The organism is Streptomyces sp. NPDC088194 (assembly GCF_040702025.1).
Lineage (GTDB): Bacteria > Actinomycetota > Actinomycetes > Streptomycetales > Streptomycetaceae > Actinacidiphila.
In genome coordinates, this window is sequence record NZ_JBFBIV010000026.1 from 37,322 (window position 1) to 49,774 (window position 12,453).

General features: G+C 69.1%; 19 protein-coding genes and 3 pseudogenes. 14 read left to right on the forward strand and 8 right to left on the reverse strand.

Annotated features, from left to right (window positions below; translation table 11 throughout):
• Window positions 1-50 precede the first annotated feature (50 nt).
• Window positions 51-458: an ATP-binding protein gene (locus AB0399_RS16615; protein ID WP_366411786.1), complete on the forward strand. Its 408-nt coding sequence runs from the start codon at window positions 51-53 to the stop codon at window positions 456-458.
• A 213-nt stretch (window positions 459-671) separates the two neighbouring features.
• Here AB0399_RS16615 and AB0399_RS16620 read toward each other — a convergent pair whose 3' ends face one another.
• On the reverse strand, window positions 672-938 hold the full coding sequence (locus AB0399_RS16620) for a GlsB/YeaQ/YmgE family stress response membrane protein (RefSeq protein ID WP_328473210.1): 267 nt from the start codon (window positions 936-938) through the stop codon (window positions 672-674).
• Between the two features lie 346 nt (window positions 939-1,284).
• On the opposite strand from AB0399_RS16620, the gene AB0399_RS16625 reads away from it, so the two are divergent.
• Window positions 1,285-1,638, forward strand: coding sequence for an ATP-binding protein (locus AB0399_RS16625; protein ID WP_329373606.1), 354 nt, complete (start codon window positions 1,285-1,287; stop codon window positions 1,636-1,638).
• Window positions 1,639-1,729: 91 nt separating this feature from the next.
• Here the strand turns inward: AB0399_RS16625 and AB0399_RS16630 are convergent, their stop codons facing one another.
• Window positions 1,730-2,035, reverse strand: a complete 306-nt coding sequence (locus AB0399_RS16630) for a MazG-like family protein (RefSeq protein ID WP_329361551.1) — start codon at window positions 2,033-2,035, stop codon at window positions 1,730-1,732.
• Window positions 2,036-2,322: 287 nt separating this feature from the next.
• On the opposite strand from AB0399_RS16630, the gene AB0399_RS16635 reads away from it, so the two are divergent.
• The 7 genes from AB0399_RS16635 (at window position 2,323) to AB0399_RS16665 (ending at window position 6,145) form a co-directional block, all read left to right on the forward strand.
• Window positions 2,323-2,466, forward strand: coding sequence for a hypothetical protein (locus AB0399_RS16635; protein WP_366411787.1), 144 nt, complete (start codon window positions 2,323-2,325; stop codon window positions 2,464-2,466).
• Between the two features lie 16 nt (window positions 2,467-2,482).
• Entirely contained in the window at window positions 2,483-2,806 is a 324-nt protein-coding gene (locus AB0399_RS16640) for a GNAT family N-acetyltransferase (RefSeq protein ID WP_366411788.1), read from the forward strand.
• Between the two features lie 291 nt (window positions 2,807-3,097).
• Window positions 3,098-3,571: a hypothetical protein gene (locus AB0399_RS16645; protein WP_366411789.1), complete on the forward strand. Its 474-nt coding sequence runs from the start codon at window positions 3,098-3,100 to the stop codon at window positions 3,569-3,571.
• Between the two features lie 135 nt (window positions 3,572-3,706).
• A complete protein-coding gene (locus AB0399_RS16650; RefSeq protein ID WP_366411790.1) occupies window positions 3,707-3,979 on the forward strand; it encodes a hypothetical protein in 273 nt (90 codons plus the stop codon).
• On the forward strand, window positions 3,954-4,745 hold the full coding sequence (locus AB0399_RS16655; protein WP_366411791.1) for a hypothetical protein: 792 nt from the start codon (window positions 3,954-3,956) through the stop codon (window positions 4,743-4,745). The genes AB0399_RS16650 and AB0399_RS16655 overlap by 26 nt, the downstream gene beginning before the upstream one ends.
• A gap of 102 nt (window positions 4,746-4,847) precedes the next feature.
• A complete protein-coding gene (locus tag AB0399_RS16660) occupies window positions 4,848-5,417 on the forward strand; it encodes a DUF4240 domain-containing protein (protein WP_366411792.1) in 570 nt (189 codons plus the stop codon).
• Between the two features lie 485 nt (window positions 5,418-5,902).
• Window positions 5,903-6,145, forward strand: coding sequence for a hypothetical protein (locus AB0399_RS16665; RefSeq protein WP_366411793.1), 243 nt, complete (start codon window positions 5,903-5,905; stop codon window positions 6,143-6,145).
• Window positions 6,146-6,807: 662 nt separating this feature from the next.
• Here the strand turns inward: AB0399_RS16665 and AB0399_RS16670 are convergent.
• The 3 genes and pseudogenes from AB0399_RS16670 to AB0399_RS16680 form a co-directional block, all read right to left on the reverse strand.
• Window positions 6,808-7,596, reverse strand: a complete 789-nt coding sequence (locus tag AB0399_RS16670; RefSeq protein WP_366411794.1) for a class I SAM-dependent methyltransferase — start codon at window positions 7,594-7,596, stop codon at window positions 6,808-6,810.
• Window positions 7,597-7,709: 113 nt separating this feature from the next.
• Window positions 7,710-8,105 carry a hypothetical protein gene (locus AB0399_RS16675; protein ID WP_366411835.1) on the reverse strand — a complete coding sequence of 132 codons (396 nt, stop codon included), beginning with the start codon at window positions 8,103-8,105 and terminating at the stop codon, window positions 7,710-7,712.
• Window positions 8,106-8,474: 369 nt separating this feature from the next.
• Window positions 8,475-8,741: pseudogene (locus tag AB0399_RS16680) on the reverse strand (MarR family transcriptional regulator); the annotation flags it as partial.
• Between AB0399_RS16680 and AB0399_RS16685 the strand changes: the two are divergent.
• Both AB0399_RS16685 and AB0399_RS16690 read left to right on the forward strand, forming a co-directional pair.
• A complete protein-coding gene (locus tag AB0399_RS16685) occupies window positions 8,629-8,991 on the forward strand; it encodes a hypothetical protein (protein WP_366411838.1) in 363 nt (120 codons plus the stop codon). The pseudogene AB0399_RS16680 and the gene AB0399_RS16685 sit on opposite strands and share 113 nt — an antisense overlap.
• Before the next feature lie 101 nt (window positions 8,992-9,092).
• A pseudogene (locus AB0399_RS16690) lies at window positions 9,093-9,506 on the forward strand (transposase family protein); the annotation flags it as partial.
• On the opposite strand, the gene AB0399_RS16695 reads toward AB0399_RS16690, so the two are convergent.
• A complete protein-coding gene (locus AB0399_RS16695; RefSeq protein WP_366411795.1) occupies window positions 9,454-9,930 on the reverse strand; it encodes a hypothetical protein in 477 nt (158 codons plus the stop codon). The pseudogene AB0399_RS16690 and the gene AB0399_RS16695 sit on opposite strands and share 53 nt — an antisense overlap.
• On the opposite strand from AB0399_RS16695, the gene AB0399_RS16700 reads away from it, so the two are divergent.
• The 3 genes from AB0399_RS16700 to AB0399_RS16710 all read left to right on the forward strand — a co-directional run bounded on the left by AB0399_RS16700 (window position 9,914) and on the right by AB0399_RS16710 (window position 11,838).
• Entirely contained in the window at window positions 9,914-10,453 is a 540-nt protein-coding gene (locus AB0399_RS16700; protein ID WP_366411796.1) for a hypothetical protein, read from the forward strand. The genes AB0399_RS16695 and AB0399_RS16700 overlap by 17 nt on opposite strands.
• Window positions 10,454-10,491: 38 nt before the next feature.
• Entirely contained in the window at window positions 10,492-11,124 is a 633-nt protein-coding gene (locus AB0399_RS16705) for a TetR/AcrR family transcriptional regulator (RefSeq protein ID WP_366411797.1), read from the forward strand.
• Between the two features lie 141 nt (window positions 11,125-11,265).
• Window positions 11,266-11,838, forward strand: a complete 573-nt coding sequence (locus tag AB0399_RS16710; RefSeq protein WP_366411798.1) for a hypothetical protein — start codon at window positions 11,266-11,268, stop codon at window positions 11,836-11,838.
• Here the strand turns inward: AB0399_RS16710 and AB0399_RS16715 are convergent.
• Both AB0399_RS16715 and AB0399_RS16720 read right to left on the reverse strand, forming a co-directional pair.
• The gene (locus AB0399_RS16715; protein WP_366411799.1) at window positions 11,750-12,145 is read right to left on the reverse strand and encodes a transposase; all 396 of its coding nucleotides are present in this window, start codon (window positions 12,143-12,145) and stop codon (window positions 11,750-11,752) included. The two genes, AB0399_RS16710 and AB0399_RS16715, sit on opposite strands and share 89 nt — an antisense overlap.
• 19 nt (window positions 12,146-12,164) lie before the next feature.
• Window positions 12,165-12,443: pseudogene (locus AB0399_RS16720) on the reverse strand (transposase); the annotation flags it as partial.
• Window positions 12,444-12,453 lie beyond the last annotated feature (10 nt).

The window sequence follows — 12,453 nt, forward strand, 5'->3', positions numbered from 1 at the left end:
TTGCAGCCGCTCATGCGGGGCAGTGGACGAGTGGTCATGGGGTGAAGGCCGTGGAGGACGTGCAAGCCCGCGGAACGGGTACCGACCGGGTGGACCTGGTGTGCCGGCCGGAAGCCGCCGCCGAGGCCAGAAGTGCGGCGAGAGCGTTCCTCGACGGACTGTCCCCCAGGGTGGGGGCCGCCGTCGCCGAGAACCTGCTGCTCATGGTCTCCGAACTCGTGACGAACGCGATCCGACACGCGGGAGGGGCACTCGAAGTCCGGTTCAGCAGCACCCCGGAGCGCCTGCACGTCGCCGTCGACGACGCCAGCCCGTCGCTGCCCCGGCTGCGCCGTCCGGACTGGACCGGGCGCACCGGCGGCTTCGGCTGGTCCATGGTGCACAAGCTCGCCGACGGCCTGGCGATCCACCCGCGCGACGGCGGGGGGAAGACGGTGGCGGCGTTCCTGGCGCGGTAGCGGGGTGACCCGGTTCGGCGGCGCCGTTGCGGCGCCGCCGGCCGTACCGCTGCCGGCCGTACCGCCGCCCGCCGGCGTCGCCCGGACCCGTACCGCTGCCCGTCGCCCGAACCCGTACCCGTACCCGTACCGGACGGCCGTACCGCCTCCGCACACGGCGACACGCCGCTCCGCGCGAGGGCGGGGCGGCGCGTGCTGCGCCGGCACCGGCCGTTACCGGTGGCTGTAGCCGCGCCGGTCCAGGGCGGAGATGCCCACGGCCGCCAGCCCGATCTGGATCAGCCACTCGATCCAGTCCACGCCGTGGGTATGGGCCACGCCCACCCAACTGGCGATCGCGGCGCCGACGAACGCGGCCACGATGCCGATCAGGATCGTCCACACCACCCCGATGTGCTGGCGGCCCGGCACGACCAGCCGCCCCAGCACGCCGATGATGATGCCGATCACGATGGCACTGATGATCCCCGAGATCTCCACGACAACCTCCGCATGTCACGTTCCGCCACGTTCTGTCATGTGCACTCTCAGGAGTCGCTTGCCCCCGCATCGGCCCCGCACACGGCCCGCCCCGCCGCGACGGCGAGTGCGCCGGCGCGTGCCCCGGGAGTATGCGGAAGGAGAGTGCCGCGGGATGTATTGACCTGTGCGGGACGGGGTATACGGCTCGCGTCGCGTACGACGAACGTACGGGGAACGGACAAGGGGCGCGGGGATGAACGACAGCACGACGGCCGAGCACGGCCGGGCCCCGGCGGCGACGCCCGACCTGTGGGTCGGCGCGGCGTACGACGGCGACACCGGCTCGATCGCGGTCGCCCGCGCCATGGCCGCGGCCTTCCTCGACCGCGCCCGCGACCGGCACGGCCTGCCCGTACCGGCCCAGGCGCACGCCGACGCCCAGCTCGTGGTGAGCGAGCTGGTCACCAACGCGGTGAAGTACGCCCCCGGGCCCTGCGTGCTCAACCTGGAGATCCGCGGCCCGGTGCTGGAGATCACCACCTGGGACACCGACGCCACGCTGCCGCTCGCCCGCGCCGCCGAGCCCGGCCGGATCGGCCAGCACGGCCTGGAGATCGTCTTCGCGCTCTGCGACGGCTTCGAGGTCCGCCGCGAACCGGTCGGCAAGCGGATCACGGTCCGCCTGGCGCTCGGCCCGATCGGCCCGTTCGACGTATAGGCCCGTTACGCCGCCGGCCCGGACCGGACCGGACCGGCCCGGCCCGACCGGGCTCGGGCGAACCCCCCTCGGCGTGCGGTGCGGACGGCGTTCAGCCGTCGCTCGTCCTGACCAGCGCTCCGTGCGCGTTGCGCTCATACGTGCGCCGCTTGTTCTTCTCGATCTTCCGGGCGACCTCGGCGTCGAGGTCCAGCCCGTTCATCTGCGCCAGGGCGGTCAGATAGAGGAAGACGTCGGCCAACTCCTCCCCGAAGTCGGCATGCCCCTTGCGCCACGCGGTGAACGCCTCGCCCACCTCGGCGGTGAGCAGCCCGAACTCCAGGGCCACATCGTCGATGTTGAAGCCCTTGGCGAGCTTGTTCTCCCAGGCGAGCTGCTGGGCGGATGCGATGTCCACGGCTCCTCCGAAGCGGTGCGGCGCGTGCGGCCGCAGCCTAGCGGGCGCCCAGGTCCCGCCGTCTCGACCCACGCCGATCGCCGCCCGGCCGGCGGGAGTTCGCCGTATCGGCGTACGCCCCGCCGCTATGATGCGGGCCATGGAGTGTTTTGCCACGTGGCGTACGCGCCGCTGAGGGACCGGCCCGACGCCGATGTCGTGGCCGGGAGCGGGCCGATGCCGTTGCTCGCTCGGTCACCAGGCCTCACCGCGTCTCAGCACGCCCTCAGTCCGAAAGGCACACTCCCATGCGCATCCGTGCGTTCACCCCGCACGACCTGGCACCACTCACCGAACTGACCATCGCGACGTTCCGGCCGTTCTACGAGGACTCCTTCCGCCCGCTGGTGGGGCGAGGCCGTCTTCGCCGTCCAACACGGGAACTGGCGTGAGGACTACCGCGAACAGGTGGCCGAACTCCACGCGCCCGAACGGCACCGGTACGTCGCCCTCGCCGAAGACGAGGACGCCCTCGCGGGCTACGTGGCGTGGAGCGTCGACCCGACCCGCAAGAAGGGCGACGTCACGATCCTCGCCGTCTCGGCCCGGCACCGGCGGCACCGCGTGGGCACCGCCCTGTGCGAACACGCCTTTGCGCAGATGCGGGCCCTCGGCGCCGAGGTCGTCGAGATCGGCACCGGGGGAGACGGGTTCCACGCACCGGCCCGCGCGCTCTACGAGGCGCTCGGGTGCACACCGGTTCCGCTCACCGTCTATTTCCGCCGGCTCTGACGCCTCCCGGACGGGCGCCTCCCGCGCCCGTCCGGGTGCGGTACTGCCGGTGCCGGGTACGGCCCGCATCACGTCCCGGGACGCCCAGGCCGGTGTCCAGGCGGGCCACCACGGGGGATGTCGTCGGCCGGGCAGAGCGCGGAGTCGCCGGGGTAGCCGTGGTAGCCGGGGGCAGCCGTCGAGGGTGTGTCGGGACTCCCGTGAGTTCTTTCTCCTCGGTCCGTCATCTTCTGACCTGCGGCGCTGCCCGTCGAAGTCGACACCCTCCGCGACATCCTCCACGACCAAGAGGTGCCCCGGGCCGCCCTGGCTGCCCTGGTCGTCTTCCACGCGCTCACCTCCGTGCAGCTGCGACGCCTGAAGACCACCGACCTGCGCGACGGACGCCTGTTCCTGCCGAACCGGACAGTCCTGCTCGCCGACCCCGTGCGTACCCGCGTGGCGGCCTACCTGGACTACCGAAACCACCGCTGGCCACGCACCGCCAACCCCCACCTGTTCGTCTCCCAGACCACCGGCTGCGGCGTCGAGCCGGTCAGCCACGTCTGGATCAACGACGTATTCGGCATGCCCACCAGTCGACTGCGGGAAGACCTCCTCCTCCACGAAGCCGAGGCCACCGGCGGCGACCCCCGCCGCATCTGCGACCTGTTCGGCCTGACCGTCGGAGCTGCCTTGCGCTACACCGGCACCACCGACCAACCCGGCATCGTCGAACACAGCCTCCGCACAGCGGGACCTGCACCGAGACCAGAGCCTGGGTAAAAGGCATGACCAGATGCGCCATAAACCCGCCCCGGTCTTGAACCTCGGATGGGCGCCCCCCGAATACGCGCTGGAGGGGCGCTGAGCGCAGTGTTCACGCCGCTCACAGCGCCGCCCTGGTCCATGCTGGGCCCCGTGAACATCGAAGACGTACGTGCGGCGCTCAGCGCGGGAGACCTTGCGGCACTGATAGGCCTCGACGAGTGCGGATGGATGGACGTGAAGTCTGCGCCCTACATGGTCGACAAGGGGCCCCACCACAAGGAAGAGCTCGTCAAGGACGTCGCCGGCTTTGCCAACACCGCGACCGGTGGGCTGCTCATCATCGGCTTCAAGGTGACCAAGGCCAACGGGGTGGAGACCGTCTCAAAAAGTCAACGCAGTGCCACGGACGCTGGTCGACACTGAGACGTACCGCAAGCTGATCGACGAGCGGGTCTACCCGCACATCGAGGGCCTGGAGCTGAGATGGGTCGAGTGCGGTGATGGCAAGGGAGTGTTGAGCATTGACGTCCCAGCTCAGCCCGCCAGCGCGCGCCCGTTCGTGATTCCGGCGCCTATCGGGACGGACTCGCAGTCAGTCACAGGTCTCGCTGTCCCCGTGCGACGGGGAGACCAGACTGTTTTCTGGAGCCGCCAGGAGGCTCACCGCCGGTTGTCCGCAGGGTGGATGGCCATCGGAGCCCCAACTGCTGACGACAGCGGCGTGCATCGGGCGACCGAGGAGTCCGTCGCACTCCACGGGAACACCGCGGACCGGTCCAAGACGCAGCGGATCCTCGCTGCGGTGCCCTTTGACGCGCCCTGGCTCCGCATGCTCCAAGGCCGGCCAACGATGCGCAGGGTCAGGGCGGACGTCACGCGAGCGATCGACACGGCCTGGGATGCCCTCATCACCGACAACGACATCAAATTCCTCGATCCTGAGCTGGCGAACGCGCACGCTACGTTCATGGACAGCCTCCGCCGACTGATCGACGAACTCGACGGCATGCACGACCCGGACAACGGCTCCAGCCCCCCGGCCTACGTAGAGGTCCCCCCGGAGTGGAAGCGCTCTGACCCCGAGCGGTACCAGCAGACGTTGGCCGACCTGTCTGGGGCTCGTGACGCCTTCCTTGAGGCGCGCACCGAACTCATGAACTCGCTGAACCGCAGGGGCCTCTTGAGCTGAGCGAGACCCAGTCCCAGTCCTGCTTCTGCAATGGACAGGGCACTTTCCCCGGCAGCGGGGCCCACGGGCGTCTGTCGGACCTGGATGGCAGAGTGACCGGTCATGGAAACGGAAGACTTCTGGAAGCTCATACAGGCCGCTCGCTCGCGCACCACGGCGGAAGGCTCCTTCGACCGGGCACTGGTCGAAACACTGACAGCACGTTCGAAGCGCGAGATCCTTGAGTACCAGGAGCACTTCGACGCGTTCCGTGGCGCCCTGTATCGCTGGGACGTCTGGGCAGCGGCATATCTGATCGGCGGCGGCTGCTCCGACGACAGCTTCACCGACTTCCGCGCCGGCGTCATTGCCGAAGGCCAGGCCTGGTATGAGCGCGTAGCCGCCAATCCCGACAGCCTGGCTGAGCACCCACTCATCGCCGCAGCAGCAGAGGCGGGCAAGGACCACGTCCTCTTCGACGAAGAAGTGAACTACGCTGCCGCCGATGCGTTCGGGCAACTGACCGGCGACAGGCACGACTTCTACGAGGCATGGGACCAGTACCGGAAGGCCCAACCTCATGAGCAGGCCGAGCAGGACATGGGCGAGGACTTCGACTTCGACGACGACGAACAGATGCACCGCCGACTGCCGCGCCTCGCTGCGCTCTACCTCCCGGGCAATTCCGTATGAGGATGGGAAACGAACACCCTGACGATCGGCCAGCTACCCGCTGATCAGCGGGTTCCGCCAGTGCCCCTCAGTTCGGCAGGCTCGGAGAAACCCAGGCCTGCTCGGTGCCGTTCAAGAGGCACGATCCGTGAGTTCGGCTACGTGGCCCCTCCAGAAAACTTGAACCCACGGCCTTTTGATGGAAGGCCCTGCGGTCACAGCAGCCGGTCCCCCCACTTCGTTCGGGTGTCCCTGGCGCTCAACAGCTCAGCTGTGTAATCCGCCGGTCGGCCGCGAGGAATCGTTACCGCCTCACCCGGCGGAGTGAGCGTGTGCCTGATCGGGCCTGGTTGTGGGCAGTGCTCGGGCTGAGAACACCGCCCCTCGAAAGGACTCGTGAGGCGTCTTCGCCTGCCGTGGCCGCCGGCCTCGGCGCGCTCACTCTCCTGGTTGCCGTGCCGTCCTCGGCCAGTGCGGCATCAGGAACACTGACCTATCGCATCTTTGTGAATGATTCCCAAACGGTGGTCAAGGAGCTGACCAACCCCGAGGACGCGACCTGCTACACCCTTGACCCTGGGTCCCCCTGGGGCGTCGTCAACGGCTACAACAACACGAATGCGGTCGCGATCCTCTACCCCGACCTGGACTGCAAGGGAACCTGGCGGCGAGTTCCGCCCGGCGGCGAGCTGTTCCCCACCCAACCGCATGAAAGGGTTCGTACGGTCTCTTTCCTGACAGCCGGCTGACCACCGGACCCAGCAACGCCGAAGGCCCCGGCGGGCGGCGCTGAGCGGAACGCGCGCAGCAGCTGACCGCGCTCGGCATCTGACCACAAGGCACGCACGAGGCAGGGCCCGGAGCCATCGGTAGTGGCTCCGGGCCCTTGGGATTCTCCAGCGCTCGGCTGAGGGGCCGCCCATCAGCCCAGCCCGGGGTCAGGCCGGTGTGGCGGTGCGGAGGGTGTTCATGGCGCGAGCGCACGGCTCTCAACCAGGGAGTGACCGTGCGGCGCGGCCAGGGCTACACCTTTCGCGCAGGGCGACGCCGGTTACCCGAATTGAGCCACCAGCCCTGGGTTCGACGGCCCGGATGAACCCAAGTCCACCCCGGTACCGCTCCGGACACAGCACCCGCGAGTTCGGTCACGAACCGCCTGGGGAAATCTCGAACCCACGGCCTTTCCCCGGAGCGCGAAGAACCACCAGCCCCGCGGCGCCGTCGTGAGGGCCACCAGCAGTGCCGCGGCGCAGGCCCGCACCGGCGCGGGAGCGCGCCGGGCGAGGTGCAGGGTCGCGGCACACGTCGAGCCGCCGAGGACGACGCGGGCGTGCTGCCCCGCGGTTGCGGCAGCGCGAGGAGGCGCGGGTCGCGTACCGACCGTTCCGCCGCCGGATACCGGGACAGCGTCTCAGTCGGCGTGCAGGACGAAGAACAGGAAGCACAGGAAGCGGGAGCGGGCGGCGACTTCGTCGGGGAACAGGTCGCGGGCGGCCGGATCGGGCGCCGGCTCGCTGATGACCGTGATCCGGAAGCCGGCCGCCGTGAACGCGTCGGTCATCGCGTGCAGCGGCCGGTGCCAGCGGCTCACCGGGGCGCTCTGGTCGCCGAAGGTCCACTCCTCGACCCAGTTGGTGGTGTCGAAGTACCCGTACTCGTCCTGGCGGCCGGCCTCGCGGTGCATCAGGTTGACGGCGAAAGGGTGCTCCACGGCCGTGATCAGCCGGCCGCCGGGCTTGAGTACGCGCCGCAGCTCGGCCAGCGCCGGACCCCAGTCCTTCAGATAGTGCAGCACCAGGGCCGCTGTGACGTCGTCGAACGTGTCGTCGGCGTAGGGAAGGGGGCTGCCCAGGTCGGCCAACTGAAGGTCCGCGTCGTCGCCGAGACGCTGCCGGGCCAGCTCCAGCATCCGGGTGCTCGCGTCGAAACCGCTCACGACGGCGCCGCGGTCGCGCAGTTCGGCGATCAGAGGGCCGGAACCGCAGCCCGCGTCGAGAATCCGGCGCCCGGACACATCTCCGGTGAGGGCCAGCATCGCGGGCCGCTGGTAGTAGGCATTGATGAGGCCGGCTTCGTTCGCGGCCGTGTACCCCTCGGCGAAGACGTCGTAGGGGTTCACTTCCGGCCTATCCACAGGCGCGGCGGAGGGCGAGGCAAGCCCGGCGGAGGGTGCGTTCACCTGTTGGTGGTCCGAAGTCATGGTGCGAGAGACGTGTGCCGGCGTCGCTTCGGTTCCTTGCCGCACACCGTCTCCTCCCTCGGGTAGGACCAACTCGCCCTACGCCACCGGGAAGTTCTCGGCGCGCTGGGCCCTCACACGCTGGGCGGCCAGAGGGGCGGCCACTGGTCGCCGTCCTCCTGGCAGAACCGTCGCCCGGACACGTGCATGGCCAGTTCCGGCCGCCACTCCTCGCGATAGTCCGGGTCATCGCGGAACGCCAGCGCCAGGCGCCGGACACGCAGGCAGGGCCACTGCTCCACATCGATCTCGACGTAACTGGAGAACTCCGAGCCCGGCTCGATCCGTGAGCACGTGACGCAGCCCGTGAACATCACCATCCTCGACTCGAACCGCCCTCCGCCCCGCTCCACGTACCAGGCGGGCATGCGCTTCGGCTCGTGGTCGAGGAGCGACGCGAACCCGTCCTCGTCGATCCGCGACAGCAGGAAGCCGAGCAGCGCCTCCGCGTACGGCTCGAAGCTGGGCACAGCGGAGTCCTTCGGGGGAATGGTGGCATCAGCAGCACTGACGGCGTGGTGCGAGGGTGGGGGCGGCTGGACCGCGAGGCGGGGAGAACGGTTCGGGTCGGTCCTGTTGGTGTGACGCCGTCCCTGGCTCGTGCGGTTCCCTCGCGTGGTATCCGCAGGGGCATCTCGCGCCGACTCAGCGCGCCCAGAGCGGAGTCGGCGCCCGGGTGGACTGCCCACTGAGGTGTTCTCGGCAACCTGACGGTTGCGTTGCGTGACGATCGTTCGGGCGGGCAAGACTCGCGGCTGGCTGACACCGAAGGGAAGCTGCGCCCGCTTGGTCAGTTCTCGTCCTTTGCCGGTCAGCACGATGACCTTGATCCGGCGATCGGTCGGGTGCTGCTGGCGCACGGCGAGACCGCGTTGTTCGAGGGCGTCGACCAGCGAAGTCACGTAGGAGTTGTCGCATCCGAGTCGCTTTGCGAGCTGCCGCATGGGGATCGGTTCGTCCAGGGGGAGGACGAGCAGTGCCCGCAGGGGTGGCGTGGCTTTCGTGTTCATCCCCAGCCAGGCGGCGTCGATGGACACCATCACCAAGGCGCGGACGGGGCAGGCGTCCTCGATTTTCAACGCCGGCAAGCAACTGGGAGGCGCCATCGGCGTCGCGCTGCTCAGCGCCGTACTCGCCGCCGTGGGCCCGACCCAGGAGGAGGCCGGCCATGTCGACGTCCACCTGACCGCCTACCACGACGCGTTCCTCGCCGCGGCCGCAGCAGCCACACTCGCCGTCGCGGTCGCTCTCGCCATCCATGATGCTGACGCCTCCACCACCATGACGCGTCGCCGAAACCCCCGTGCGGCCGAGCGCCAGGCCGAGGAGCCCGCGGTCGCCGCCGAAGACGGCTGAAAAGCACACGCAATTCGGGGTCTTCTCGGCAACGTGACAATCACGGTGCGAGAGGGCCTGTCGGATGGCTGGTTGGTGACCTGGCATCAGATATGCGTGACAGGCACCACGGAGGGAACCCGCAGGTCATCTCCGCCCCGGACGGCTGGCCGCTGTGGGTCTCACCGGTCCGCCCGGGCCGCGAGCACGACACCACCTGCGCCCGCGCGCACGGCCTGGTCGACGCCCTGAACCGGGTCGCCGACGCCCTCGGCATCCCCACCCTGACCGACCTCGGCTACGAGAACGCCGCAGATGGCTTCCGCCACCCGGTCAAGTAGCCCAAGCGCCGCGAACTTGCCGAGCCCGACAAGGCGTTCGACGCCGTGATGCGCGGCGTCCACGCCCTCGCCGAACGTGCCAACGCACTGCTGAAGGTCACCTTCAAGGCCCTGCTCCGGGTCAGCCTCGACCCTGCGGCCATCACCCGGATCGCCCGCGCCGCACTCGTCCTGAGGTTGCTCCGATGCTGCTGACCCAGACACGCAAGGGCCCGGCCTCGGGGCCCGTCCCGGTCCGCGCCGAAGATCCCCGCGCCGTGTCCAGGTCTGACAGCGAGACAACCCCCGGGCTGCCGTCGGACAGGAATTCCTCGATGACCGGTCCGAGATCCTCGGAGGGAACATAGGCGCCGCCGAACGGCAACTCATCCGGAAGCACCGATCCGGTCGAACACCGCAGCTGTCCGGCCATCTTGTCGTGCCACACGTAGAACGTCGCCGGCCCTGAAACCCCCATGCGGCGAACCCGTCCTCGCAGCGCCGCCGCAGTCGACTCGAAAGCAGCCGCCACCTCGGCGACGGACAAGGACTTCCTGTCCTCCGCGTTCGCCCCCAGCCACCAGGTATTGGTCTCCCGCTCCACCTGACGGTCGGTCGGTTCCTTGGACGAGGCGTCCAAGACGGACATCGTCAGCCGCGTGGAGCAAGCCGTGACCCAGCGGGAGTGGGCAGGTTCGCCGGCGGAGGCGATCACACATCAAGACCAGTCCAGTGTTGACATTGACCGGGCGGTCAATAATATTGGCCACATGGTCAATAGCGATGCGACTCGCGCACCTCATCAACTCGGTGCAGTCAGCGTGCTGGTCGGGGTCTACGCCGCCGCCATGGTCGGAACGGTCGTGGCGCTGGCGGTCATGGCGTCCACGGCCCCGGAGAAGGCGACCAATGAGGCGTGGGGGCACGCCCTGATCGTCACGTTCTTCGCAGTCCTCCTTCTGGTGCGACTCCGGTCCGCCCGATTGGGCAGCACCACGGCAGTCCGGGCACTCGGCATCATCGCCGCGGCGATGCTCGTCGCGAACCTGGTGGAAGCCGCCCTGCCGGGTGCCTTCCCAGGGTGGATGCGGGTCGAGATGGTGGCGATCGCCCTGTGGATGTCGATACTGCTCACCCTGCTCCGTCGTTCGGCACGCCGCTGATTGGTGCCTCTCGCAAACTCCCCGCTAGGAATGATGGTGTGAAAACTCCCCACCGAGAGCCTCACCCCCATCCGCGCACTCGTCAGCGCCTCAGCGAGGAGGTACGTCGGACACAGATCATCAAGGCCACCATCGCGGTGGTTGCCGAACTCGGCTACGAGGGTGCCTCCCTGGCCCGGATCGCTGAGCGGGCGGACGTTTCCAAAGGCTTGATCTCGCACTACTTCACAGACAAGGATCGCCTCATGGAAACGGTTGCCAGGACCACTCTGGCGACCCTCAGGCAGACCATTGCCGACTCTCTGGTCCTGACCGACCCGGTTCCCGAGGTCATCCGTGCCGCGATTCGCCGGGTGGCCCGCTTGGGCGCAACGCACCAAGCCGAGCTGACCACGATGCGACAGATCAGCACCAACCTGCGTGAGGCCGACGGGACCCTACGGCTCGGCCTCACCGACTACGAGGAGACCTACCAAGGCCAGGAAGCCCTGTTCCGTCGCGGTCAGGAAGAGGGCAGCCTCCGCGACTTCGACACTCGGGTCATGTCGGTCACCTACCAGGGCGCCATCGACACGATGGTCACCTACCTCCATGAGCATCCCGAGGTCGATGCCCACCTCTACGCGGATGCACTCGCTGACCTCGTCGTCGCTGCTATCAGGCGCTGCTGAAGAGATGCCACGGAACTGAGTGCGTTGTGGCAAAGGGAGTCCGTGTTCGATGAGTAGGGGCTTCTTCGTGTGCGGGGCATGATCGCGGAGGGGTGGGGGGAGGCAGCGGGCGGCTTGTTGTTGATCGAGGGGGGGGGTGCGATGCCGTCGGTGCTGGGGTTGATGGAACGGCGTGAGGCGCGGGGGAGGCAGGATCTGGAGTCTTGGACGGAGGATCTGGATCAGGCTCAGGCGAAGGTCGATGCCGCGCGGGAGCGAGTCGAGCGGGCTCGGGTGGGGCGCGAGGAGCTCGCGTCGGTGCTGGCTGAGGAGAACGCGGTTGATACGCCGGTTTCCGTGCCTTCGGGTGGTGGGGTGGTGACCGCTGTGGGATCGAGCGGCTTGGGCGCGGGGCATGGCGAGCGGCCGCCGGTGTGGCGGCCGGGCACGGGCGAGGAGGTGCTCAGCGGCCTGTATCGGGAGGTGTTCGCCGCAGTGGTGGCTGCTTCGGGGCCGGTGAACGGGGTGGAGTTGACGCGGGCGGTGGGCCGGGATGCGGACACGAAGAACGAGGTGGAGAAGATCCGGCATCGTGCCTACGTGCTGGAGAGGCGGGGCTGGCTGGTGCGGGCGAAGGACGGACGGTTCACGCCCGCGCCCGCGCCCGGGGCCGCCGGCCGGGGCGTTTCTCCGGCCAGCGCGGAGCGTCTCCGGCCAGGCGACGAGACAGCCTGATCACGGCGGCCCACCACACCATCTGGGCGTGTTGGTCGGGGCGTCGTTCGTGGTCGCGGTTGAGGCGGCGTGAGCGGGAGAGCCAGCTCAGCGTGCGCTCCACCACCCGCCTGCGGGCCAGTACGACAAATCCGCGTTGCCCGTCGGAGCGGCGCACGACCTCGACACGCACTCCGTGACGGGCGAACGCCGCTGCGAGCGTCGGGCCCTGATAGGACCTGTCGACCCACACCAGTTTCAGCAGCCGGCCCGGCTGCCCCCATGAACGTCTCCAGCAGCGCGGGGGCGGCCCTGGAGTCGTGCACATCAGCCGTGGTCACGATGACCTCCAAGAGCAGACCCTCGGTGGCGGTCAGGACGTGACGCTTGCGCCCGTCACGTGACTTGCCGCCGTCGTATCCGCGGCTGTCCTCACCGACGGTCTCGGAGGCGTCCACCGGCTGGCTGTCGATGGCTCCCGCGCTGGGCTCGGTGTTGCGGCCTGAGCGTTCCCTCGCCGTGCGGCGCAGGCGTTCGTGCAGTTCACACACGTAGCCGCAGGTCCGCCAGCGGCGGAAGAAGTCGTAGACCGCCTGCCAGTACGGGAAGTCGACGGGCAGGGCCATCCACTCCGCA

Coding starts and splice junctions, on each gene's coding strand:
- AB0399_RS16625 (WP_329373606.1), top strand. CDS start 1,285: ATGGCCGCGGCCTTCCTCGACCGCGCCCGCGACCGGCACGGCCTGCCC.
- AB0399_RS16635 (WP_366411787.1), top strand. CDS start 2,323: ATGCGCATCCGTGCGTTCACCCCGCACGACCTGGCACCACTCACCGAA.
- AB0399_RS16660 (WP_366411792.1), top strand. CDS start 4,848: ATGGAAACGGAAGACTTCTGGAAGCTCATACAGGCCGCTCGCTCGCGC.
- AB0399_RS16670 (WP_366411794.1), bottom strand. CDS start 7,596: ATGACTTCGGACCACCAACAGGTGAACGCACCCTCCGCCGGGCTTGCC.
- AB0399_RS16710 (WP_366411798.1), top strand. CDS start 11,266: ATGCCGTCGGTGCTGGGGTTGATGGAACGGCGTGAGGCGCGGGGGAGG.
- AB0399_RS16715 (WP_366411799.1), bottom strand. CDS start 12,145: ATGTGCACGACTCCAGGGCCGCCCCCGCGCTGCTGGAGACGTTCATGG.